Source organism: Pseudarthrobacter sp. W1I19 (assembly GCF_030817835.1).
In the GTDB taxonomy this organism is placed as follows: Bacteria; Actinomycetota; Actinomycetes; order Actinomycetales; family Micrococcaceae; genus Arthrobacter.
Genome location: NZ_JAUSZR010000001.1, coordinates 4,539,754 through 4,563,275, shown reverse-complemented (window position 1 = coordinate 4,563,275; position 23,522 = coordinate 4,539,754). Strand labels below are relative to the sequence as shown.

The 23,522-nt window shown below is 62.0% G+C and carries 19 protein-coding genes and 2 tRNA genes; 12 read left to right on the top strand and 9 right to left on the bottom strand.

Translation table 11 applies throughout. The features are described 5' to 3' along the window. Positions 1 to 3,054 precede the first annotated feature (3,054 nt). The 8 genes from QF038_RS21170 to rpmH form a co-directional block, all read right to left on the bottom strand. Positions 3,055 to 4,368 (bottom strand): ParB/RepB/Spo0J family partition protein, encoded by a 1,314-nt coding sequence (locus QF038_RS21170; RefSeq protein ID WP_307613030.1) that lies wholly within the window; start codon positions 4,366 to 4,368, stop codon positions 3,055 to 3,057. Positions 4,369 to 4,434: 66 nt separating this feature from the next. Continuing rightward, positions 4,435 to 5,502, bottom strand: a complete 1,068-nt coding sequence (locus QF038_RS21165) for a ParA family protein (RefSeq protein ID WP_307613028.1) — start codon at positions 5,500 to 5,502, stop codon at positions 4,435 to 4,437. An 89-nt stretch (positions 5,503 to 5,591) separates the two neighbouring features. Further along, positions 5,592 to 6,242 carry a 16S rRNA (guanine(527)-N(7))-methyltransferase RsmG gene (gene rsmG / locus QF038_RS21160; RefSeq protein ID WP_307613026.1) on the bottom strand — a complete coding sequence of 217 codons (651 nt, stop codon included), beginning with the start codon at positions 6,240 to 6,242 and terminating at the stop codon, positions 5,592 to 5,594. Positions 6,243 to 6,263: 21 nt separating this feature from the next. After that, positions 6,264 to 6,830 (bottom strand): R3H domain-containing nucleic acid-binding protein, encoded by a 567-nt coding sequence (locus tag QF038_RS21155; RefSeq protein ID WP_307613024.1) that lies wholly within the window; start codon positions 6,828 to 6,830, stop codon positions 6,264 to 6,266. Beyond that, positions 6,830 to 7,801 carry a membrane protein insertase YidC gene (gene yidC, locus QF038_RS21150; protein WP_307613021.1) on the bottom strand — a complete coding sequence of 324 codons (972 nt, stop codon included), beginning with the start codon at positions 7,799 to 7,801 and terminating at the stop codon, positions 6,830 to 6,832. The genes QF038_RS21155 and yidC overlap by 1 nt, the downstream gene beginning before the upstream one ends. A 15-nt stretch (positions 7,802 to 7,816) precedes the next feature. Beyond that, entirely contained in the window at positions 7,817 to 8,209 is a 393-nt protein-coding gene (gene yidD, locus QF038_RS21145) for a membrane protein insertion efficiency factor YidD (protein ID WP_170850781.1), read from the bottom strand. Continuing rightward, entirely contained in the window at positions 8,202 to 8,609 is a 408-nt protein-coding gene (gene rnpA / locus QF038_RS21140; RefSeq protein WP_307613019.1) for a ribonuclease P protein component, read from the bottom strand. Before rnpA ends, yidD begins: the two co-directional genes overlap by 8 nt. A gap of 40 nt (positions 8,610 to 8,649) precedes the next feature. Further along, positions 8,650 to 8,787 carry a 50S ribosomal protein L34 gene (gene rpmH / locus QF038_RS21135; protein ID WP_003800212.1) on the bottom strand — a complete coding sequence of 46 codons (138 nt, stop codon included), beginning with the start codon at positions 8,785 to 8,787 and terminating at the stop codon, positions 8,650 to 8,652. 467 nt (positions 8,788 to 9,254) lie between these two features. On the opposite strand from rpmH, the gene dnaA reads away from it, so the two are divergent. From dnaA to QF038_RS21075, 12 genes are all read left to right on the top strand, one after another. Continuing rightward, the gene (dnaA, locus tag QF038_RS21130) at positions 9,255 to 10,676 is read left to right on the top strand and encodes a chromosomal replication initiator protein DnaA (RefSeq protein WP_091419371.1); all 1,422 of its coding nucleotides are present in this window, start codon (positions 9,255 to 9,257) and stop codon (positions 10,674 to 10,676) included. Between the two features lie 523 nt (positions 10,677 to 11,199). Continuing rightward, positions 11,200 to 12,324, top strand: coding sequence for a DNA polymerase III subunit beta (gene dnaN, locus QF038_RS21125; protein ID WP_091419638.1), 1,125 nt, complete (start codon positions 11,200 to 11,202; stop codon positions 12,322 to 12,324). A gap of 180 nt (positions 12,325 to 12,504) precedes the next feature. Then, entirely contained in the window at positions 12,505 to 13,389 is an 885-nt protein-coding gene (gene gnd / locus QF038_RS21120; protein WP_307613016.1) for a phosphogluconate dehydrogenase (NAD(+)-dependent, decarboxylating), read from the top strand. A gap of 45 nt (positions 13,390 to 13,434) precedes the next feature. Then, on the top strand, positions 13,435 to 14,637 hold the full coding sequence (gene recF / locus QF038_RS21115; RefSeq protein ID WP_307613014.1) for a DNA replication/repair protein RecF: 1,203 nt from the start codon (positions 13,435 to 13,437) through the stop codon (positions 14,635 to 14,637). Next, complete coding sequence (locus QF038_RS21110; RefSeq protein WP_307613012.1) at positions 14,630 to 15,187, top strand: DUF721 domain-containing protein; 558 nt, start codon at positions 14,630 to 14,632, stop codon at positions 15,185 to 15,187. The genes recF and QF038_RS21110 overlap by 8 nt, the downstream gene beginning before the upstream one ends. 380 nt (positions 15,188 to 15,567) lie before the next feature. Continuing rightward, positions 15,568 to 17,640, top strand: coding sequence for a DNA topoisomerase (ATP-hydrolyzing) subunit B (gene gyrB / locus QF038_RS21105; protein ID WP_307613011.1), 2,073 nt, complete (start codon positions 15,568 to 15,570; stop codon positions 17,638 to 17,640). Between the two features lie 56 nt (positions 17,641 to 17,696). Continuing rightward, complete coding sequence (gene gyrA, locus QF038_RS21100; RefSeq protein WP_307613009.1) at positions 17,697 to 20,375, top strand: DNA gyrase subunit A; 2,679 nt, start codon at positions 17,697 to 17,699, stop codon at positions 20,373 to 20,375. Continuing rightward, on the top strand, positions 20,368 to 21,042 hold the full coding sequence (locus tag QF038_RS21095) for a DUF3566 domain-containing protein (RefSeq protein WP_307613007.1): 675 nt from the start codon (positions 20,368 to 20,370) through the stop codon (positions 21,040 to 21,042). Before gyrA ends, QF038_RS21095 begins: the two co-directional genes overlap by 8 nt. A gap of 97 nt (positions 21,043 to 21,139) precedes the next feature. Continuing rightward, a tRNA-Ile gene (locus QF038_RS21090) sits at positions 21,140 to 21,213 on the top strand. Between the two features lie 8 nt (positions 21,214 to 21,221). Further along, entirely contained in the window at positions 21,222 to 21,398 is a 177-nt protein-coding gene (locus QF038_RS21085) for a DLW-39 family protein (RefSeq protein WP_373461606.1), read from the top strand. Positions 21,399 to 21,470: 72 nt separating this feature from the next. Continuing rightward, positions 21,471 to 21,546, top strand: a tRNA-Ala gene (locus QF038_RS21080). 71 nt (positions 21,547 to 21,617) lie between these two features. Then, a complete protein-coding gene (locus tag QF038_RS21075; RefSeq protein WP_307613005.1) occupies positions 21,618 to 22,568 on the top strand; it encodes a DMT family transporter in 951 nt (316 codons plus the stop codon). Positions 22,569 to 22,597: 29 nt separating this feature from the next. Here the strand turns inward: QF038_RS21075 and QF038_RS21070 are convergent, their stop codons facing one another. Further along, positions 22,598 to 23,473 (bottom strand): glycosyltransferase family 2 protein, encoded by an 876-nt coding sequence (locus QF038_RS21070; RefSeq protein ID WP_307613003.1) that lies wholly within the window; start codon positions 23,471 to 23,473, stop codon positions 22,598 to 22,600. Positions 23,474 to 23,522: the final 49 nt, after the last annotated feature.

Below are 23,522 nucleotides of genomic sequence, written 5' to 3'. Positions count from 1 at the left end.
TTGGGATGGCTGGCTCATTCCTGAACAAGGTCACAAGCATACTGCTGGCATCCGAGCAGGCGCAAAGGACGGTTGCGCCAACCTCCTACGTCTCCCGTTGCCCTTGATTGGGAAGGGTGTCACGATGAACCGGCACATGACTTCACCGCGGCCGGGCCTGGCAATGCGCCATGGCCAGGGGCCAGCCTGAGAACAGTCCGACTCTATTTCGACCATCCTCGTCACGTGCATAGGCCGAGTCAGCGATCCCGGGGCAACACAGTAGTCACATAGTCCTGCCCACGAGTCTTCGCGTAGTGCTGCAAAGTACACGCAGCTCTGAGCAGGAACCACCAGGCGGAGCCTGGGTTTTCCCCACGTTATACACAGGCTCCCTGCGCGCTTGTCCACATAGTTATCCACAGCGTGCTAGGCGGACCGGTGACAGCATTAGAGAACACAGATGAGACATTGCGTTGGCCGAAGTTCGAAGCTGGCGTGTTCAGCGAGGTCCAACGCTGCACCGGAGCGGTGGCAAACGCCTAGCTTTGGTCGGACCAGCCGGAATTAAACCAAAACCTGTGAGTTTTGGCCCTCTTTCGGTGCCGCCTGCGCCGATCCAACTTTTCGGTTGCGGATCCTCAGCTCGTTTCACGTGAAACACGCGTGGGTACGAATGGGTCTTCTGGCTGGCGGGCTGGATGCACGGGCGGTGCGGGGGGCTGAGAAGTCTGTCACATCCACATGAAGGAGCCAGGTTGTCCACACCGTTATCCACAGCTTTATCCACCGGCTGTCAGGTCGCTGAACATGGTCTCCCAAATCGATTCGCTCCCCTTCATCTGCCTCTCGGCGAGGCAACCGTTGTCACCTTGGGGACAGCGGATGGGCAGTATTGTCCGCCTCCGGAGTCCGACACTCAAGATGCAAAGCGTCTTGCGTCCCACGCTCAGCAGTGCCTACTGGCCTATTAGGCCGGTCAAACTGCCAACCAAGAATCTCTACACGACATCAGAAGGAACGCCACGCCGCTGCCAGTGCGCATACCGCGCGAGGCCATCATCAGCCGTATTGACCTCGGCGCACCACGGCTGGCACTATCCACGCTCCGCTCCGTGGCCAAGAAATACATCACCAGCACTAACGGGGCACGAAGCCACTCAACCGGAAGGTCTCCGACAGCATCATCTGATTCCAGGCCGGCCACCGTGTGCGCGGTCCTCAACGGCGAAGGCGAAAAGGGTCGTACCACCCAAGCCGGTGGGCGACCAGGGAAGTTGCCGTTTGCACTCCTTTGAGCCCCTCAAGCAGTTGGACCGGCAGAACCAGGCGTAGTCGACTTGATCATGTTTCACGTGAAACGGAACTGGGCCCGTTGAGCCAGGCACGGCCAGCACCAGCACCGGTAGTAGGCATCCCGCGACGCAAGGAACGTCAGGGACCATGTTGCTGTGTCTTGGCTCGGATGTTCAGTAGGGGAGGGTGCGGTGGTCGGCCACGGCGTCCTCCACTTTTAGCACCATTCCGTTGGTACAGCAGCGTCCGCTCGTCAAGTACGCTCTTGCTGACCGGTATCCAGCAATCCCTCGAAACTTGGCTGCCGTAGTGCTCAGCTTTAGCACTGACAACGAATTTCCGATCCAGGGCGCGGAATGCTCTGGATCAACTGCTTGGTGACGATGCGACCAACTAGATCCAGAAACCCCGCCTTCTTCCATCCCGCTGGAGAAGGCAGGTCTATTCATACGAATCGAGCGACACCTTGGGCTCCCGCTTCCGCCGGTCTGGTCGGATCACTACGACAACCAGTGACCTTTAGTTTTGCCGAGCCGAGCCGATCGAGCGGCGGCACCAGCCTGGCCCGTTTGGTTCGAGTCTCTCCTTTGATAAGCAGATTGGTGCTTCCGTGGGAAATCGTTCTACGACGATTCAGGGAGCTTCATGAGAGGCCGCTGAAATCTTGAACGCCAAGGCGTCAGGCGTGGGGCGTGAATTCATAGGAGTCGTTTCACGTGAAACGCTCGCCGGGCCCCTTCGGTCGGAGAGCTGAAGCTCATTCTTGCATCCGAAACGATCAGATCGGCGATCCCGAATCGGCCCTGGCAGTGATTGCCGATATGCGTACGAGTTCTTGCTGACGCACGTTGACCTCACGAGGCACCTATCACGTTGTCGTTCTATTACGGTCTCACGAAGGGCCAGAAAGCGACGCCCGAACAACAGTAGGCCATCCGACAAGCGGTAGGTCGGGGAGTGGGCAAGGAGAGCTGCGCCCCTAGGCGTAACAGGCCACTGCAGCCGTACGGTTCTAGGGGATGCATCGCGAATACTCTGACGTTTCGCGTTAGATGTAGCTCTCGTCCACACTGGCACATCGTCTCCACGAAGGACGCTCTTAGTACGGTGGAATGCACTGCCTCTACGGGTACGGAAGCACAATTATGTACCGCAAGGCCTTCTGCAGAGCTATAGAGTCTGTCTCCTCGCCTTTGGATCTCCTATCAGATCCGGCACACTCGTCCGATCCTTCGAGCTACCTGTTTCGGAACCAGCGGGAGGAGAACGAGCGCAATCGAGCCTAACCGGCGCCTGCAAAGACCACGGAAGGGTGCTTTTTCATCAGTCTGCATCGACAGAACGCTAGTGATACAAGGCTTTGCGCAGCAAACGGCCCACCTGTTTCACGTGAAACGAAGACCCACCGCGAGCTTCCGAGGCGTACACCTGCAGAGGGCAAACCAAACCGAGGAACGAAAGGCAGCACTTCTGACACGATCAGTCGAGACGGACCCGGCCTGAGCCAGCTAGCTTAGCGCAGTACAGGAAAGCCGCTTCTTCTAGCTCAGTAGGGTAAAAGAAGGCTCTGAAGTAAGCCGGAAACGGAGCCAACGCGGAGCCGATGCACCCACCGTTCCACGCTGCAACTAAGAGAACTGCTCGTCAACTTTTAGGCGCCTTCACACCCACCGCGAACGAATCGCCACCGTTCAAGATTCAAGAGCACCCAGATACGCAGCATGCAGAGTGAGCCAGAGGCGTATAAACGGCCAAGCAACCACTCCGCGCAAACTCTTGTTAGTTTTCCGCTCCGGGTGCCAGGACATCCATGATCCGGTTGAGGTCTTCAACGCTGGCGAATTCAATGCTGACCCGGCCCTTGCGGACTCCCAGCGAAATCTTGACGTTGGTATCCAAGCGGTCCGAAAGCGAAGAAGCGAGATAGTCAAGACGCTCGTGACGCGCGCCTGGACGCGGAATGTTGTTCTTGGCAGGCTTCGCCGGATCCTGGTACATGGTGACGGCCTCTTCGGTGGCCCGCACCGACATCCCCTCAGCGACAATACGCTGGGCCAGTCGTTCCATCGCTGCGGCGTCTGGGAGGGCCAGGAGGGCGCGTGCGTGGCCAGCGGAGAGTACACCTGCAGCAACGCGGCGCTGGACAAGGGGAGGCAGCTTCAGCAGGCGCAGGGTATTGGAGACCTGCGGGCGTGACCGGCCAATGCGGTCTGCAAGTTGCTCGTGCGTGGTGCCGAAGTCTTCGAGGAGCTGCTGGTAGGCCGCCGCCTCTTCCAAGGGGTTCAGCTGGCTGCGGTGCAGGTTTTCGAGAAGTGCGTCACGCAGGAGGTCATCGTCAGTGGTGTCCCGGACTATTGCCGGGATGGTTTCCAGTCCAGCGGCCTGCACTGCACGCCAACGGCGTTCACCCATAACGAGCTCAAACGGCTCTCCACCGGGTTCGGTTGAGTTCCGCACCACAATTGGCTGGAGGACGCCGATTTCACGCACAGAGTGAACCAGCTCAGCCATGTCGTCTTCATCGAAGACGGAACGGGGCTGTTTGCGGTTCGGGTGGATGTCCGTTACCCGGATCTCGGCAAAGCGGACGCCAGGGACCTCTACCAGGTCAACACCGTTGTCCGTCTCAGGAATTGCCACAGACTCGAGGGATTGGCCACCACGAACCTCCGGCTTGTCACTGGGAACTTCAGTCGCGTCGGCAGCCTTCTTGGCCGCCGTGGCATTGCCGCTACCGTTTGAACTGGCATTGGATTTCGTAGCGGGCCCATCGGGGCTTGCGCTCTTTGCAGTGGAGGACTTTGCGGCTGCGGGCTTGCGTGAGCCGTTGCCCGAGGATGTGGAAGATGATCCCTTCGACACCGCATCCGGCAACTCAACAGAAGAGGTACCGGCAGCGGTGCCGGCATCGAACTCTTCCACCGGCGCCGAATCCACAACAGACTCGGCGGGATCGGTCTTGCGGCGCCCCTCGGGAAAGAAGAGATCGACGGGGCGCGCTGCAGCTGTTCCGTTGCCCGCCCCATTAGCACCGGCGGAACTCGGAATCAGTGCGCCAAGACCGCGGCCTAGGCCCCGTCGCTTCTCGCTCATGGATAAATCCCTCCAGTGGAAGAGCCAGGTCCAGCCGGGCTCCAGTTGTTGCAGTTCTTGAAGATTTTAGCGTTCTGCTATTTCAGCAGCAGCTTCCAGGTAGGACAGGGCGCCACTGGATGAGGGGTCGTAAGTCATTACAGTCTGCTGGTAGCTCGGCGCCTCCGAAATGCGTACCGAACGCGGTACCACTGCGGCCAAGACCTGTTCCGGGAAATGCTGACGGACCTCGGCGGCTACCTGCGCAGCAAGGTTGGTGCGGCCGTCATACATGGTGAGCAGAATGGTGGAAACCACAAGGTCCGCGTTGAGATGCTTTTGGATCATCTCAATGTTCTTGAGCAACTGGCTCAAGCCTTCCAGCGCGTAGTACTCGCACTGGATGGGAATGAGCACTTCGTTGGCTGCACAGAATGCATTGACTGTCAGAAGGCCAAGGCTCGGCGGGCAGTCGATAAAGATGTAGTCCAGGCGCTGTTCGCCATTTTTCTCGCGGGCCTTGGCATAAACATCAATAGCCCTGCGGAGCCGCTGCTCACGCGCCACCAGGGACACCAGTTCAATTTCGGCCCCGGCCAGGTGGATGGTGGCCGGCGCACAGATGAGATTTCCGATGTCCGGGCACTGGGCCACCACGTCGGCCAAGGGCACGTCATTGATCAGGACATCATAGATGCTGTCCACATCAGCGTGGTGTTCGATGCCCAACGCGGTGGACGCATTGCCCTGGGGGTCAATGTCGATGACCAGGACGTTCAGTCCGGCTGCTGCGAGGGCCGCAGCGATGTTAACGGTGGTAGTGGTCTTCCCCACCCCGCCCTTTTGATTGGAAACCGTGAAGATGCGCGTTTTCTCCGGGCGCGGCAACTGCCGGCCCACCAACCGCTCGCGCCGGCGGGTCTCATGCGCCAGTTCACGGGCAATGGGACTGGAATCATCAATGGCGTCGATGATGTTCCCCCTACTTGTGGAGGTTGTTTCACGTGAAACGAACACCGGAGAAGAGCTTGATACCGCACCAGGTTGATTTCCGAGTACACCGGAGGCGCCCGAGACAGTCCCAGCGAAAGAACGTGCTGACCCCAGAGACACAAACGGGGGTATCCGTTGTGTGGAGGCTTCGCTACTGGTCACTGGGGCACACTCACTCTCGTTCAGCTAATTTTGCTGCCGTTGACTAGCCTAACTGCTTACTCCGGCAGACTGCGGCTGCCGGGCCAACACTAGGACTTCTTTTGGGACTTGTTTACAACGATGCGTACCACGGTGGTGGGCTCCTCCAGCAGGTTATCGCCAACCGTCAGGACGGATGTCTCCACACCGCCCAGCTTCCGGATGACCTTAGCCGCCTTCTCGATTTCCTCGCCCGCGCTGCGGCCTTTGATGGCAACCACTTCGCCCTTGCCTGCGAGCAGGGGGATGGTGAGGCCGGCAAGGTTGCTCAGGGCAGAAACAGCACGCGCGGTCACAACATCGGCGTCCACGTGTCCCACTGCCAGCTCGGCGCGGGTGCGCATCACCGTGACATTCTCCAGGCCCAGGTCATCCACCACTTCCTGAAGCCAGATCACCCGGCGTTCCAGCGGCTCGATCAGGGTCAGTTCCAGGTCCGGGCGCGCGATAGCGAGGCACAGGCCCGGGAGTCCGGCCCCGCTTCCGACGTCCGCCACGTGGCTGCCGTGGGCTATCGCACTTTCAATGACCGCACAGTTCAGGACATGGCGGCTCCAGAGCCGGGGGATCTCGCGGGGGCCAATCAGCCCGCGCTCAGTTCCGGAGGTGGCGAGGTGTTCCACGTAACGCTTAGCGAGGTCCAGGCGGTCACCGAAAATCTTCTCAGCTGCCAGAAGCTCAGCTGGCGTGATGTCAACCATGATCAGCGAATCAGCAATTCTCTAGTCCGCGGAAACAACGATATGGCGGCCGGCACCTTCGCCCTCGGACTCGCTCACCAGGCCGAGGTCGGCAACGGCGTCGTGGACGATCTTGCGTTCGTAAGCACTCATCGGTTTCAGGGCAACTGCCTGGCCGGTTTCCTTTACAGTGGCGGCCGCATCCTCAGCAATTTTCTGCAGGTGGCCAGTGCGCTCCTGCCGGTAGCCGTTGATATCCAGCACTAGGCGCGAACGGTTTTCCGTGGCGGACAGCACGGCGAGGCGGGTCAGTTCCTGCAGGGCTTCAAGGACTTCGCCGTCCTCGCCCACCAGGCTGTCGAGGCTGTCCGATTCCTCCTCGGTAACGATGGAGATGTAAGTGCGTCCGTTGCGGACCTCGATGTCGATGTCGCCGTCGATATCTGCAATGTCCAGCAGCTCCTCGAGGTAGTCCGCTGCGACGTCGCCTTCTTCCTCCAGGCGGCTGGCTGAGGAAGCCTTGGGGGAGGAAACATCCTGGTCCAAGGACTCGTCCTGCTCGTCGACAGTCACTTCAGAAAGGGCCTGTTCGGTACTCTCGGCTGACATTACTTCTTCTTCCTGTTCTTGCGTTGTGGCTGTGTGCGCTGTCCTTTTGCCTGCGCCACGGCAGCGGCGGCAGCCGCTGCGTCCGCGTCGTCGTCCTTCTTACCACTCAGGATCGAAAGGGCCGGAAGGCCCTTGGCGGCACGGCGCTCGGCGAGGGCCTTCGCTGCGGGGGATCCCGGCGTCGGCATACGGCGGATGACAAAGAACTGCTGGCCCATGGTCCAGAGGTTGGTGGTGGTCCAGTAGATGAGCACACCGATGGGGAAGTTGATGCCGCCTACACCGAAGACAATGGGCAGGATGTAGAGCATCATCTTCTGCTGGCGCATAAAGGGGCTGGCCATGGCTTCTTCAGACATGTTCTTGGCCATGATCTGCTTCTGCGTGATGAACTGCGAGGCTGTCATGGCCAGGATCATCACGATGCTGAGGACCACGACGGCCACGTTGGTGGCGCCGCCGTGAAGGAGTGCGGCAGACAGCGGAGCTCCGAAAATGCTGGACTCGTCGAACTGCACCACCTGCTCCTGGCTCATGGCACCGATGCCTTTGCCCTGGGTCTTGGCGGAACTGATGCCGGACAGCACCTGGAACAGGGCGAAGAAGAAGGGCATCTGGATCAGCATGGGCAGGCAGGCGGAGAACGGGTTGGTCCCGTGCTTCTTGTACATGGCCATCTGTTCCTGCGCCATGGCCTGGCGGGACAGCTGGTCTGTCTTGCCCTTGTACTTGTCCTGCAGCTTCTTCAAGTCAGGCTGCAGCAGCTGCATGCCGCGCTGGGCCTTGATCTGCTTGACGAACACGGGAATCAGGGCGGCGCGGATCACCAGCACCAGGCCGATGATGGACAGCGTCCAGGTCCAGCCCGATGCTTCGGGCAGGCCGATCGCGCTCAAGCCCTCATGGAAGCCCACCATGATGACGGACACAAGCCACTTGAACGGAAACATGATTGTTTCAAAGAAGTCCATACTTATCCCTATTCGTCAGGCCGCCGTGCGGCCTTCTCCATCAGTCCGAGCAGCCAGGTACTTGTCCGGGTTGTTCAGCACAACAATTGTGGGGGTCTGGCTGGCAGGCCATTCCCGGTGGCCGGCGGGGACATGGTCCACACCGCCGGCATTCCATGGATGGCAGCGGGCAAGGCGGCGCGCAGCAAGCCAGCTTCCCTTGACGGCACCATGGACAGTGATCGCTTCAAGGGCATAGGCCGAGCATGAAGGGAAGAATCTGCAGACCTGGCCGTACAAGGGAGAAACCACCTTGCGGTAGGCCTTCAACAGAAGAATGAGGATGTTGCGGGGCAGGTTCCAGAGGAACAGCGCCACGGCGGCCACAACAGGATGTAAATGGGCGACGACGGCGGTGGCGTTACGCACGCGGTGTCCCCTCCTGTGTTGTACCGGCCGAACCGTTGGCGGCAGCCCGGGGGCGGCCGGTCAGACGGGCCATTGTCGACTCCAGTGCAGCGTTGTAGTCCGAGAGCAGTTGCTCCCAGCTCGCGGACGCGGACGCAGGCAGCGCCCTGACCACTATGGCGAACCCGGTACCGTACTCGCGCAGCGAGGCAGCACCGGCTTCCCTCAGTCTCCTCTTAACGAGGTTCCTGACCACAGCGTTCCCAACACTTTTGGAAACAATGAACCCGATCCGGCTGGGTTCGTCGGCAGCAATAGCTGCCGCATATAACACTACGTTCCGGCGTCCATTGCGGACACCGGAACGTACAGTTGTTGAAAAATCGGTTGCAGTCCTCAAACGGTTGCGGGTGGCCAGCACCTTAAACTCGCAAAGAAATGTCTACCGACAAGTCAGTTATTTACGCCGACAGCTCGGTACGGCCCTTACCACGACGGGCTGCCAGGATGGCGCGGCCGGCACGGGTACGCATACGAAGGCGGAAGCCGTGCTTCTTGGCTCGACGGCGGTTATTCGGCTGAAAAGTCCGCTTGCTCACGTTAGTTACTCCAGTGGATCAAAGGTGCGCCCACCCGATCAGTATGGGGAAGAACTGGCCGACGCTAAGTTTGTATATGCACGCTTCCCCCGGCTGCTCACACGCACTGCGTCTGAGAGTTTCAGATGGGGCCAAAAAGCGGACACAAAGGACTTCACAACGTTAGGGCAATTCAGTGCCCCCAGTCAAACCGAAGCAGGCCGCCGGCGTTGTCCCCAGCTGTGGCAAACCTGCCCCTGAAGCCTGTGGATGAAGTGGCTCACAGGCTCCTTTTCAGAACCACAACGGTGTAATTATCCACAAGCTACTTGCCAGCTATCTTCTAGGCTTTTCATCCCCTAGAGTGGCCCAGTAGCCGATTATCCACGTGCTGTGCATAACCCTGTGGATGAAGCTGAACCGGATCCTGGTTCCGCGCTTGCGGCTGCAGGCAATGCAGGCAAAGCAAGTTTTGAGGGAACCAATTGATGACAGTAGACGAAGCCAATCACGCCAATACTGTCGGAAGTTCCTGGCGCCGCGTTGTCAGCCTGCTGGAACAGGACCACCGCGTTTCACCGCGGCAGCGTGGCTTTGTCATCCTCGCCCAGGCCCAGGGCCTGATCGGTTCCACCCTGCTGGTGGCAGTACCCAATGAACTCACCCGGGAAGTGCTTCAGACCCAGGTCAAGGACGCCCTGGATGATGCCCTGCACAGCGTCTTCTCCGAGGACATCCGTTGTGCCATTGACGTGGACACGGATCTGGTGCCCATCCACGAAGAGCCCGAACCCGTCGTCGAGCCTTCCTTCTCGCCGGACCAGCTGATCGAGCAGAAGCCGCAGCCCATGCTGCCCAGCACCTCCCACGAATTCGGGCGGCTGAACCCCAAGTACGTGTTTGACACCTTCGTGATCGGCTCGTCCAACCGCTTTGCCCACGCCGCGGCCGTCGCTGTTGCCGAAGCCCCGGCCAAGGCCTACAACCCGCTGTTCATTTACGGCGATTCGGGACTGGGCAAGACCCACCTCCTGCACGCCATCGGCCACTATGCCCGCCGGCTCTACAGCGGCATCCGCGTGCGGTACGTCAATTCCGAAGAATTCACCAACGACTTCATCAACTCCATCCGTGATGACGAAGGCGCCAGCTTCAAGACCACCTACCGCAACGTGGACGTCCTGCTCATCGACGACATCCAGTTCCTGGCCGGCAAGGACCGGACGCTGGAGGAGTTCTTCCACACGTTCAACTCGCTGCACAACAACAACAAGCAGGTGGTTATCACCTCCGACCAGCCGCCCAAGCTGCTCGCCGGATTCGAGGACCGGATGAAGTCGCGCTTCGAGTGGGGCCTGCTGACGGACATCCAGCCACCGGAACTGGAAACCCGTATCGCGATCCTCCGCAAGAAGGCCCTCAGTGAAGGACTTTCCGCTCCCGACGACGCGCTCGAGTACATCGCGTCCAAGATTTCCAGCAACATCCGCGAACTCGAAGGCGCCCTGATCAGGGTCACCGCGTTCGCAAGCCTCAACCGCCAGCCCGTGGACGTTGCCCTCGCCGAGATGGTGCTCAAGGATCTCATCACCGACGACGGCGCCCAGGAGATCACGTCCAGCCAGATCCTGCAGCAGACGGCCGAGTACTTCAAGCTCAGCATGGAAGAGCTCTGCAGCAAGTCCCGCACCCGGACTTTGGTCACCGCACGCCAGATCGCCATGTACCTCTGCCGGGAGCTGACGGATATGTCGCTTCCCAAGATCGGCCAGGAACTTGGCGGCCGCGACCACACCACCGTGATCCACGCAGACCGGAAAATCCGTGAGCTGATGGCCGAGCGCCGTGTGATCTACAACCAAGTGACCGAGCTGACCAACCGGATTAAGCAACAGCAGCGCGATTCCTGACGAAGCATCTATACCTTATTAACAGGTGCATGTGGATAAGCCTGTGGATACTTAAGGGGACAACCGCGGTTAATGGGCTTAAAACCCTTAAGCCGCCTGTGGATCGCGAAAAACGCCAAAATTCTTATCCCCATCCACACCCTGTTTAAAACCTCCTCCACCCACAGTCCATGAACAGGGCTTAACCGCCGGATCGTGCGGCTGGAGGCAGTTATCCACAGTTTCCACAGCAGTTATTAACACTACTAATCCCAAAAATTTGAAGTCCCTCAAACAACAAGATCGATCCGCCCGCACCGCTCGGAGGGGCCGCCGGCCCCAAGGGGCCAGCCCGGCAAAGTGGGGATGGGTTAATCGCGGATCTTCCGGCTAAGCTGTCAGCAGCGCTCCCATCCTTGGGTTTCCGCGTGGTTCAGGCAGCACGGACCATGCAAGTTCAGGTCTGGGACAACTCCTTGAGGAGCTTCCTGCGGGAAGTTTCGTCGAACACCAACGCAGCAGCAATGAAAGGCGGCACCCTTCCGTGAAGTTCAGAGTCGATCGGGACGTCCTGGCAGAAGCCGTCACCTGGACAGCCCGCTCGTTGTCTCCGCGGCCGCCCGTACCCGTCCTTTCCGGCCTCCTCCTGAAGGCTGAAGCAGGCACGGTCAGCCTCTCGAGTTTCGACTACGAAACCTCCGCACGCCTGGAGATTGCCGCTGACATCCGGGACGAAGGAACTATCCTGGTTTCGGGCCGCCTCCTCGCTGATATCTGCCGCAGCCTGCCTTCCGCGCCTGTGGACGTCGAAACGGACGGCAACAAGGTCACTCTCACCTGCCGCCGCAGCAGCTTCCACCTGGCCACCATGCCCGAAGCGGAATACCCGCCGCTTCCCGCCCTGCCGACGGTGAGCGGAACAGTTCCCGGTGACTCGTTTGCCCAGGCTGTTTCCCAGGTGATCATTGCTGCAAGCAAGGACGACACCCTGCCCATCCTCACCGGTGTGCGGATGGAGATCGAGGACGACCTCATCACCCTTCTCGCCACTGACCGCTACCGGCTCGCCATGCGTGAAGTTCCGTGGAAGCCGGTAACTCCCGGCATCTCCACCAGCGCACTGGTCAAGGCAAAAACCCTGAACGAGGTGGCCAAGACCCTCGGCAACAGCGGAGACATCCAGCTTGCCCTCTCGGATGACGACAGCCGGCTGATCGGTTTCGAAAGCGGCGGCCGCACCACCACGTCCCTGCTGGTGGACGGCGACTACCCGAAGATCCGCTCCCTTTTCCCGGATTCCACGCCAATCCACGCAACGGTCCAGACCCAGGAACTCGTCGAAGCGGTACGTCGCGTCTCACTGGTGGCAGAACGGAACACCCCGGTCCGCCTCGCCTTCACCCAGGGCCTGCTGAACCTGGACGCCGGCACCGGCGAGGACGCCCAGGCGTCCGAGGAACTGGAAGCCCAACTTTCCGGCGACGACATCACTGTGGCCTTCAACCCGCACTACCTGGTGGAAGGCCTGAGTGTCATTGAAACCAAGTTCGTCCGGTTCTCATTCACCACGGCACCGAAGCCGGCCATGATCACGGCCCAGGCGGACGCGGACGGCGAAGACCAGGATGACTACCGCTACCTCGTGATGCCGGTCCGCCTCCCCAACTAGTCCCCACCGCCACCCTCGCCTCGCAAGTCCCCATCGGCTCCCAACCTTCGCAAGCTCAGGAGGGCCCCTCGCCGATGGGGGCCCACGGCCAGGGAACCCTGGCGGCGGGGGCCCAGACAGTTGTCGCCGTTCTGGGCCCCAAAACGACAACCGACACCCAGCGCAGAAAGAGATTCCCCTATGCACATTGGACTGATTGGCCTTGGCAAAATGGGATTCAACATGCGCGAACGCCTGCGCAAAGGCGGCGTTGAGGTCACCGGCTATGACCGGAACCCGGACGTCACGGACGCCGGCTCCATTGATGAGCTCATTGCAGCTGTGCCCGTCCCGCGGCTCATCTGGGTGATGGTTCCTGCCGGCGACATCACGGACGCCGTGGTGAAGGAGCTCAGCGAAAAACTCACCGAGGGCGACCTGGTGATAGACGGCGGCAACTCACGCTTTACCGAGGACCAAAAACACGGTGAACTCCTGGCCGCAAAGGGTATCCACTTCGCTGACTGCGGTGTGTCCGGCGGCGTGTGGGGGCTCCAGAACGGGTACGGCCTGATGGCAGGCGGGGACGCCGCCGACATCGAACGGGCCCTTCCGGTCTTTGACGCCTTGCGCCCTGAAGGCGAACGGGCCGACAGTTTTGTCCACGTGGGCGGAATCGGCGCGGGCCATTACGCCAAGATGGTGCACAACGGCATCGAGTACGGCCTGATGCAGGCGTACGCCGAGGGGTACCAGCTCCTCGCATCCAAGGACATCATCAACGATCTGCCCGGCACCTTCCGCGCCTGGCAAAAGGGCACCGTGGTCCGGTCGTGGCTGCTGGACCTCCTGGTCAAAGCGCTGGACGAGGATCCGGGGCTGCAGAACATCGACGACTACGTCGAGGACTCGGGCGAGGGCAGGTGGACTGTGGAAGAAGCCATCGCCAACGCCATTCCCGCACCTGCCATCACGGCTGCCCTGTTCGCCCGCTTTGAATCCCGCGAGGACAGTTCTCCCGCCATGAAGATGGTGTCCGCCCTGCGCCACCAGTTCGGCGGGCACGCAACCCGTCCTGCCAAGTAGCAACCAGAGGGAACCTGGGAGGTTCCCGGAATTGCCGAAAACCGCGTGTACATAGAACACCTCTCGCTGACTGATTTCCGCAGTTACGCCCAGGTTGACCTTGCCCTGGGCCCGGGCGTCACCGTCCTGGTGGGATACAACGGCATCGGCAAGACCAACCTGATGGAAGCCATCGGGTACCTGGCCACCCTCAGCTCCCACCGGGTCAGCTCCGATGCTCCACTGCTGCGGTTCGGCACGGAGCGCGCCCTGGTCAGGGCCCGGCTGGTCCGCGGCGGGCAGATCACGGTCCTCGAACTGGAAATCAATGCGGGCCGGGCCAACCGCGGCCGGATCAACCGCAGCAATCCGGTCCGTGCCCGCGACCTGCTGGGCATTTGCCAAACCGTGCTCTTTGCGCCCGAGGACCTGGCCCTGGTGAAGGGTGATCCGTCCAACCGCCGCCGCTTCCTGGATGAACTCCTGGCCAGCCTGATTCCGCACCACGCGGCCACCCGCAGCGATTACGACCGTGTGCTCAAACAACGCAACGCCCTGTTGAAGTCCGCCCGGGCGGGCAAATTCACCTCGGCGCATGAAACAACGTTGGATGTGTGGGACCAGCACATGGCCAAAGCCGGTGCCGAACTCCTGCATGCCCGGCTGGAGCTGGTGGAACGCCTCCGCCCGCACCTAGCAAAGGCATATGCCGGGCTCACGGACACCTCAAAGCCGGCCGACGCCATCTACCGTTCCACCCTCCAGAACCAGATGGACGACGACGGCGCACCCGAGTTGCGCGCGGCCGGCAGCGGAGCCGGAGGTACAACAGCTGAAGCTGAGGACCTGCGCCAGCTCACCGTGGAGCAGCTGACGGAGCGCTATGTGCGCGCCTTCGCCGACGCCCGGCGCAAGGAACTGGAGCGCGGCATTTCGCTGGTGGGTCCCCACCGCGACGAACTGGAGCTGGTCCTGGGACAGGCGCCCGCGAAGGGGTACGCATCCCACGGTGAAACGTGGTCCACGTGCCTGGCGCTGCGCCTGGCGTCCTATTACGTGATGCTGGACGATGCCCGGACCGGCGGTTCCGCTCCCATCCTGATCCTTGATGATGTTTTTGCCGAGCTGGACGTGCAGCGCAGGCGTAAACTGGCCGCAATAGTCTCGGGTGCGGAACAGGTCCTGGTGACCGCCGCCGTCGACGCCGATATCCCGGAAGAGCTGTCCGGACGGCGGGTGAAGGTCATCGCGGGAGGTATCGATGAGTAGGGCCAAGGACGACGACGCCCGGCAGCCGGGCCGTGAACCCGATAATATCGATGCGCCCCAGGCCGCCCTGAACAGAATGCGGGAAGCCGCGGCCGCCCGGGGCGAAATCCGCAGGGCGGCAGTGCGTCCCGGATCCCAGAAGGCCAAACGCGGTATCCGGGATACCCGCGGATTCAACCAGTTCCATGCCACCGGCCGCGATCCGCTGGGACTGGGCAAAGTAGTAGGCCGCCTGGTGGCCGAACGCGGTTGGACCTCACCGGTTGCCGTCGGCTCCGTGATGGCGGAATGGGCCACCCTGGTGGGGCCGGAAATCTCGGCCCACTGCACACCCGAAAGCTTCACGGACACCACGCTCCATGTCAGGTGTGATTCAACGGCCTGGGCCACGCAATTGCGGCTCCTCAGCCTGAGCCTTCTCGAGAAATTCCGGGTGGAACTGGGCGACGGTGTGGTCACGAGCATCCAGGTTTTGGGGCCGTCCGCGCCGAGCTGGCGCAAGGGCGGCCGGACAGTCAACGGCCGGGGACCGCGGGACACTTACGGATAGCCCGCCGTCGAACTGTTGAAAATCCTCTGATTGCCGTGTAGCGCCCTGGAAGGGCCGGAGGGTGTACAGGCACCCGCTGGCCGGAGTTTCGGAGCGCCCAAGGCGCGCTCAACGCCCTGCAGCGGGCATATCGTCAGCCATCCACGGTCCCCGGAATGCGGGAATCCGGCCTGTTACACGGTAGAATCGTTGTAGATAACTGGGCGCCGGTGAAACGTTGACTGAGTCCGTTCTCCGCACGCTTACAACAGCGGATTTCGGATCCCACCATCAGCTAGTAGCCGGCGCCATAAGTTTGTGCCTGTTGGCGGACGGTTTTTCCATGCCTGGAAGAGCTTTTCGGCCGGCCATCATCGAGAACAGAGGAGTCGACAGCGCCTGTGGCTAACGACAATACAGATATTCTGGCAGTTGAATCCGCAGTCGAGGATGCCCGCACGCCTGACACTCCACGAGAGTATGGCGCCAGCGATATTACCGTGCTTGAAGGCCTGGAAGCTGTCCGGAAGCGTCCCGGTATGTACATCGGCTCCACCGGACCCCGCGGCCTCCACCACCTGGTGTACGAAGTGGTGGACAACTCCGTTGATGAAGCCCTGGCCGGCTACTGCACGCATATCGAGGTTGTGCTCCAGGCCGACGGCGGCGTGAAGGTTGTTGACGACGGCCGCGGCATTCCCGTTGACATGCACCCCACCGAACACAAACCCACGGTGGAAGTCGTCATGACCATCCTGCACGCGGGCGGCAAGTTCGGCGGTGGCGGCTACGCCGTTTCAGGCGGACTGCACGGCGTGGGCATCTCCGTTGTCAACGCACTTTCCAGCCGGGTTGACACAGAGGTCCGCCGCCAGGGCCATGTCTGGCGGATGTCCTTCGCCGACGGCGGCAAGCCCCAGGGCAGCCTGGTACAGGGTGAGGAAACCGACCTCACCGGCACCACCCAGACGTTCTACCCGGACCCGGCGATCTTTGAGTCCACTGAGTTCGATTTCGAGACCCTGCGCGCACGTTTCCAGCAGATGGCGTTCCTCAACAAGGGCCTGCGCATTACCCTGACCGACGAACGCACCCCCACCGGCGACAGCGAGGCGGACGCCGACCTCGACCTGGACGGCGTGGTCACCGAGGGCGAGGTCAGTGCAGAGCACCGCACCGTGGTGTACCAGTACAACGAGGGCCTGCTGGACTACGTCAAGCACCTCAACTCGGGCAAGAAGGTGGACGTGGTCCACGAGGACGTCATCGCCTTCGAAACCGAGGACCAGGAGCGCAAGATTGCCCTGGAAATGGCTATGCAGTGGACCAACGCCTACTCGGAGAGCGTCCACACCTACGCCAACACCATCAACACGCACGAAGGCGGCACCCACGAAGAGGGTTTCCGCGCTGCCATGACCTCCCTGATCAACCGCTATGCGCGGGAGAAGGGCATCATCAAGGAAAAGGACGACAACCTCACCGGTGACGATATCCGTGAGGGCCTCACCGCCGTCATTTCCGTCAAACTCGCCGAGCCCCAATTCGAGGGCCAGACCAAGACCAAGCTGGGCAACTCCGAGGTGAAGGGCTTCGTCCAGCGCGTTGTTACCGACGGGCTCGGCGACTGGCTGGAACGCAACCCCGGTCCCGCCCGCGACGTCATCCGCAAGGCGATCTCCGCCGCGCAGGCCCGCATGGCTGCACGCAAAGCCCGCGACAACGCCCGCCGCAAGAGCCCGCTGGAATCCTTCGGCATGCCGGGCAAGCTGTCCGACTGTTCCTCGAAGGATCCCGCGAGGTGCGAGGTCTACATCGTGGAGGGAGACTCGGCAGGCGGTTCCGCCAAGCGCGGCCGCAACCCCGAGACCCAGGCCATCCTTCCCCTCCGCGGCAAGATCCTGAACGTGGAGCGTGCCCGCCTGGACAAGGCCCTGGGCAACGCGGAAGTCCAGTCCATGATCACGGCTTTCGGCACGGGCATCGGTGAGGACTTTGACCTCTCCAAGCTCCGGTACCACAAGATCGTCCTGATGGCAGATGCCGATGTGGACGGCCAGCACATCACCACCCTGCTGATGACGCTGCTGTTCCGCTACATGCGCCCGCTGATCGAAAACGGCTACGTCTACCTGGCCCAGCCGCCGCTGTACCGGATCAAGTGGTCCAACGCTGCCCACGACTACGTGTACAGCGACAAGGAACGCGACGCCAAGCTCCTGGCGGGGCAAGCGGCAGGACGCCGCATCCCCAAGGACAACGGCATCCAGCGGTACAAGGGCCTCGGCGAAATGGACTACACGGAACTGTGGGACACCACCATGGACCCGGACAATCGCACGCTGCTGCAGGTCACCATGGATGACGCATTGGCTGCGGACCAGATCTTCTCCGTCCTGATGGGCGAGGACGTGGAATCGCGCCGCAACTTCATCCAGCAGAACGCCAAGGACGTCAGGTTCCTGGATATCTAGGGCTTCACCCCAACAGATATTCCAGATCCGACATATACCTGAAACGGAAATAGAAAATGAGCGACGAAACACCCGAGAACCCGGCCCCCGAAGCCGGGAACCCGGACACCGTTCTTGAAGGCGACGTGCTGGTGGACCGCGTGGAGCAGGTGGACCTGCAGACGGAAATGCAGCGGTCCTACCTGGACTACGCGATGGCCGTCATCGTGGGCCGTGCCCTCCCGGACGTCCGCGACGGACTCAAGCCCGTGCACCGCCGCGTGCTGTACGCGATGTTCGACGGCGGCTACCGCCCGGAACGATCCTTCAACAAGTGTGCCCGCGTGGTGGGCGAGGTCATGGGCCAGTACCACCCCCACGGCGACACCGCCATCTACGACGCCCTGGTCCGCCTCATCCAGGACTGGACCATGCGGTACCCGCTGGCCCTGGGCCAGGGAAACTTCGGTTCACCGGGCAACGACGGTGCAGCCGCACCCCGTTACACCGAAACCAAGATGGCCCCGCTGGCCATGGAAATGGTCCGGGACATCGACGAGGAAACCGTCGACTTCCAGGACAACTACGACGGCAAGAACCAGGAACCCACCATCCTGCCGGCCAGGTTCCCCAACCTGCTGGTAAATGGCTCCTCCGGCATCGCCGTCGGCATGGCCACCAACATCCCGCCGCACAACCTCCGCGAGGTGGCTGACGGCGTGCAGTGGTACCTGGCCAACCCGACCGCAAGCCGCGAGGAACTGCTGGAAGAACTCCTGCGCCGCGTCAAGGGACCGGATTTTCCCACCGGCGCCACCATCCTGGGCCACAAGGGCATCGAGGACGCCTACCGGACCGGCCGCGGCTCCGTCACCATGCGTGCCGTGGTGAACGTGGAGGAACTGCAGGGCCGCACCTGCTTGGTGGTCACGGAACTGCCCTACCAGGCCAACCCGGACAACCTTGCCATCAAGATTGCCGAACTGGTGAAGGACGGGAAGATCCAGGGCATCGCGGACCTCCGCGATGAAACCTCGGGCCGTACCGGCCAGCGGCTGGTCATCGTGCTGAAGCGTGACGCCGTGGCCAAGGTGGTGCTGAACAACCTCTACAAGCACACCGAACTGCAGAGCAACTTCTCGGCAAACATGCTGGCGATCGTGGACGGCGTGCCCCGCACCCTGAGCCTGGATGCCTTCATCCGGCACTGGGTCACCCACCAGATGGACGTCATCGCCCGCCGCACCAGGTACCGGCTGCGCAAGGCGGAGGAAGAAGCCCACATCCTGCGGGCGCTCCTGAAGGCGCTGGACATGCTGGACGAGGTCATCGCCCTGATCCGCGCGTCCAACACCACCGAAGCAGCACGTGACGGCCTGATGGAACTGCTGGACATCGACGAACTGCAGGCCCGGGCCATCCTGGACATGCAGCTGCGCCGCCTCGCAGCACTGGAGCGCCAGAAGATCCAGGACCGGCATTCCGAGCTCGAAGCCCTGATTGCCGAATACAACGAGATCCTTGGATCCGAGGAGCGCCAGCGCGAAATCATCAGCACTGAGCTTGGCGAGATCGTGGACAAGCACGGTGATGACCGCCGGACGAAGATCCTGATGGGCTTCGACGGCGACATGTCCATGGAGGACCTCATCCCCGAAGAGGAGATGGTGGTCACCATCACCCGCGGCGGCTACGTCAAGCGGACGCGGAGCGACAACTACCGTTCGCAGCAGCGCGGCGGCAAGGGCATCAAGGGTGCCCAGCTGCGCGGCGACGACGTGGTGGAGCACTTCTTTGTCACCACCACCCACCACTGGCTCCTGTTCTTCACCAACCTCGGCCGGGTGTACCGCGCCAAGGCCTACGAGCTGATGGAAGCCGGCCGCGACGCCAAGGGCCAGCACGTGGCCAACCTGATGGCGTTCCAGCCGGACGAGCACATCGCCCAGGTGCTGGACCTGAAGGACTACCAGCAGGCTCCGTACCTGGTCCTCGCCACCAAGCGCGGCCTGGTCAAGAAGACGCGGCTGGAGGACTACGACACCAACCGTTCCGCCGGTGTGATCGCCATCAACCTCCGCGACGGCGACGAACTGGTGTCCGCGCAGCTGGTCTCCGAAACCGACGATCTGCTCCTGGTGTCCCGCAAGGGGCAGTCCATCCGCTTCACCGCCACTGAGGATGCACTCCGCCCCATGGGCCGGGCAACCTCCGGCGTCACCGGCATGAAGTTCCGTGAGGAGGACGAGCTGCTCGCCGCCAACGTGGTGACCGACGGCTCGTACGTGTTCATCGTGACCGAGGGCGGCTACGCCAAGCGCACCGCCGTCGAGGAATACCGGCTCCAGGGCCGCGGCGGGCTTGGCATCAAGGTTGCAAAGCTTGCCGAAGAACGCGGTGACCTGGTGGGCGCACTTATTGTCCAGGAAGAGGATGAGGTGCTGGTGGTCATGGAGGGCGGCAAGGTGGTCCGTTCATCGGTGGTCGGTGTCCCTGCCAAGGGCCGCGACACCATGGGCGTTATCTTCGCCAAGCCGGACAAAAACGATCGGATCATCGAGGTGGCGCGCAACAGCGAACGCGGTCTTGAGGGCGAGGAATCGCTGGCCGATGACGTAACGTTGGCTGAAGATGGCAGTTCCCCGGAGGAAGCCGCAGAGTCAGCACTGGCAGAAGAATCACCGGCCGTTGAGTCAGAGGACGCCTCGGGCGACGCTGAGCCGAACGAAGACAACACGGAGGTAACGAGTGAGTAATCCCGACTCATTTCCCAGGCCGAACACTTCAGCTTCCGAGGGAAACCGGCCCTCGGCCGCACCCCGCGTGAACGCTCCTGTTCGTCCGCAGCAGCGGCCTGCCGCCCCCGCGGCAGCTCCCGGCCAGCGGCCTGCAGTCCCGGGCCAGCGTCCCGTCCAGGGTGAACGGCCGACGCCGGGACAGGCCGCGCCGCGCACGGCTGCGGGACCGTCCGTCCCCGGCCAGCGTCCGGTGCAGGGCCAGCAGGGCCAGCGGCCCGCCCAGGGCGGGCCGGGGCTGGTAAAGCCGGCGCCCAAGGCCAAGGTCCGGCGCGCGCGGCTGCTGGTCAGCAAGGTTGACCCATGGTCCGTCCTGAAGATGGCCTTCCTGCTCTCCGTGGCGCTGGGAATCGTCACGGTGGTGGCTGCGATCGTCCTGTGGACCGTCCTGGACCTCACCGGCATCTTTGATCAGGTGGACAGCCTGCTTGGTACGCTCGCCGGCTCCGAGGGCGGCGGCTTCGAGCTTAAGAAGGTTGCATCGCTGGGGCAGGTGGCCTCGTTCGCCACCATCATTGCCGTGGTGAACGTTGTCCTGCTGACCGCGCTCTCCATGCTTTCGGCTGTCCTGTACAACATTGCCGCCACCCTGGTGGGCGGCATCGGCGTTACCCTCACCGACGATTAGGCCCTTGCTTTCACCGGGTAAATTGCGGTGAAAGCGCCCGATTTGAGATCGGGCCGGGATGTGCTGTAAAGTCATGTCTCGGCCCGATGAGGTATCGGGGCGTATAGCTCAGGCGGTTAGAGCGCTTCGCTGATAACGAAGAGGTCCCAGGTTCAAGTCCTGGTACGCCCACGGAACCTGTGCAGGTTCAAGTGGAGGTTTGGTTCGCAGTACTGCGGCCGGACCGGAACGGGGAGCATGTGAAGAAGTTGCTTGTACTGGCAGCGGCAATCGCAGGCGTCCTGGTCTACCGGAAAGCACAGGAATCCGAAGCCCGGAAAACAGTCTGGAGCAAGTCGACCGATTCGGTTGACTAGGCCGGATGCCCGGTCCTTGAGCTGGTCAGCAGCCCCAAGGTTCTAGGGTATGATGGACGGGTTGCTTCTTATGGGGGCATGGCGCAATTGGTAGCGCACCTGCTTTGCAAGCAGGGGGTTCGGGGTTCGAGTCCCCGTGCCTCCACCATAAGGAAGTCCCGGTTCAGCGGAAACGCTGGCCGGGACTTTTGTTTTCTCCGGCATACGTAGGGGTGGATGGTGGCCTTCTTTATTGCAGCCCTTGGTGTCCTGGGTGTTGCCTCCTCGGGCCCGTTGATAGCAGCCACCCTGGGGGCCACCAGCGTCAGTGCCCTGGCCATAGCCTTCTGGCGCAATGCCATCGGTGCCGCCGTGATGGCCACCCCCACCCTCATCCGCCAGCCCGCCCAGTTCGGCAGGGTAACCAGGGGGGAATTCCGCTGGTCGCTGCTCGCCGCCGTCGCCCTTGCCCTGCACTTTGCCTGCTTCATTACGTCGCTGCAGCTGACGTCCGTCGCCGCAGCCACGGCGCTGGTCTGCCTGCAGTCCGCGTGGATCGCTGTCTTCCAGCTCTTCAGGGGAACCAGGTACCGCTGGCAGGTGCTGGCGGGGCTGGGCATCGCCTTTGGCGGAGTGGTGGCGATTACGGGCTTTGATATGGGATCTTCTCCCGATGCCCTCCTGGGAGACCTGCTGGCCGTGGCCGGCGGAGCCCTGGCCGGGCTGTACACCCTGGCGGGAGGCAAGGCCCGGCAAAGCATGACCACCGGGACCTACACAACGCTCTGCTACGGAATGTGTGCTGTCCTCGTGGCGGTGATGGCCCTGCTGGGGGGCCAGCCCCTGGCGGGCTTTGAGGCGGCCGGCTGGCTGGGCATTCTGGCGATCACCGTCTGCGCCCAGCTCGTGGGGCATACCGCGTTCAACCACCTGCTCGCCACGATGAGCCCGCTGCTGGTGTCGATGATCATCCTGCTGGAAATCCCCGGTGCAGCCCTCCTGGCTGCCTTGTTCCTCCAGGAGAAGCTCCCCGCCGGTACCTACGCGGGACTGGGACTGATCCTGGTGGGGCTCGCCGTCGTCGTCCTCGGGCAAAAGCCTGGACGGGCGGGAAGGCGGGGACGCGGAGCAGGAAACCGGGATCAGGACGGACCACCGGACCGGCCGCTGGCCGAACTTGGGACGGACTGATCCCTTAGGCCGGCGTTTCCCGCCGAAGCCTACTGGCCGCCGCGGCGGGCAGGCTGGGCTGTATTAACGGTGTGGATGGCCCGCAGGAGCTTGGCCGGGAAATACACAGAGAAGAAGACCACCATGGGGGCCTTGAGGGCCATCTTCTTAACGTTGTGAGCCTTGTATGTGCGGTCAAAGCGGGTGACGTAATAGCGGTAGTCGCGGGGTGAATCCTCCAGCCGGCGCGCGGACATGCCGGACACCATCTGGGGGCAGTAGTTGATCTTCAGGTCGTGGTCTGCCAGGTGCAGGGACAGATCAATATCCTCATGCATCTCGTCCTTCTCGTCACGGCATGTCTCGGAGCGGATGATCTGCCACGCCGAAGAACGCAGGGCCATGTTGGAGCCGAACAGGAAGTGGTACTGGTGCTTGGCCAGCTTCAGCATGAGCTGGCGCATCTTGTCGTCCGCTTTGAGGCCGAAGCGGCGCATGGGCATGTCGTAATAGACCACGGGGCCGGTGGCGGCCTGGACTGACGGGTCGTCGAACGCGCGCTGCACCTGCTCCACCCAGTCTGGCTCAACCACTGAATCCGCGTCGATGCGGCCCAAAATGTCGCCGGTAGCATTGTCCAGGCCAAAGTTGCGGGTGGGTATGAGTCCCTGTTCCTTGTCCTGGCTGAGCAGGATGATGGGGCTTTCCGGATACTCAAGCTGCATTTGGCGGACGATATCAGCGGTCCGGTCCTTGGAGAGGTTGTCCACCACGATGATTTCGTGGGCGGGCACCGACTGATAGATGGCAGCTATCAGGCACTGCCGGATGACACTTTCCTCGTTATATGCCGGGATGACAATGGACACGCGGGGCTGTACTGCTGCGTCGTTCAAGGCATCCTCAGAGGATTGATCGGCTGACATCAGTCCAAATCTAGCACCGATCAGGGGCCTGCCCGGGAGCGCGATGGCA

What these genes read in the sequence shown, in the direction of transcription:
- QF038_RS21170 (WP_307613030.1), bottom strand. Translation starts at nt 4,368, where the DNA reads ATGAGCGAGAAGCGACGGGGCCTAGGCCGCGGTCTTGGCGCACTGATT.
- rsmG (WP_307613026.1), bottom strand. Translation starts at nt 6,242, where the DNA reads ATGGTTGACATCACGCCAGCTGAGCTTCTGGCAGCTGAGAAGATTTTC.
- QF038_RS21155 (WP_307613024.1), bottom strand. Translation starts at nt 6,830, where the DNA reads ATGTCAGCCGAGAGTACCGAACAGGCCCTTTCTGAAGTGACTGTCGAC.
- yidC (WP_307613021.1), bottom strand. Translation starts at nt 7,801, where the DNA reads ATGGACTTCTTTGAAACAATCATGTTTCCGTTCAAGTGGCTTGTGTCC.
- dnaA (WP_091419371.1), top strand. Translation starts at nt 9,255, where the DNA reads ATGACAGTAGACGAAGCCAATCACGCCAATACTGTCGGAAGTTCCTGG.
- gnd (WP_307613016.1), top strand. Translation starts at nt 12,505, where the DNA reads ATGCACATTGGACTGATTGGCCTTGGCAAAATGGGATTCAACATGCGC.
- QF038_RS21110 (WP_307613012.1), top strand. Translation starts at nt 14,630, where the DNA reads ATGAGTAGGGCCAAGGACGACGACGCCCGGCAGCCGGGCCGTGAACCC.
- gyrA (WP_307613009.1), top strand. Translation starts at nt 17,697, where the DNA reads ATGAGCGACGAAACACCCGAGAACCCGGCCCCCGAAGCCGGGAACCCG.
- QF038_RS21070 (WP_307613003.1), bottom strand. Translation starts at nt 23,473, where the DNA reads ATGTCAGCCGATCAATCCTCTGAGGATGCCTTGAACGACGCAGCAGTA.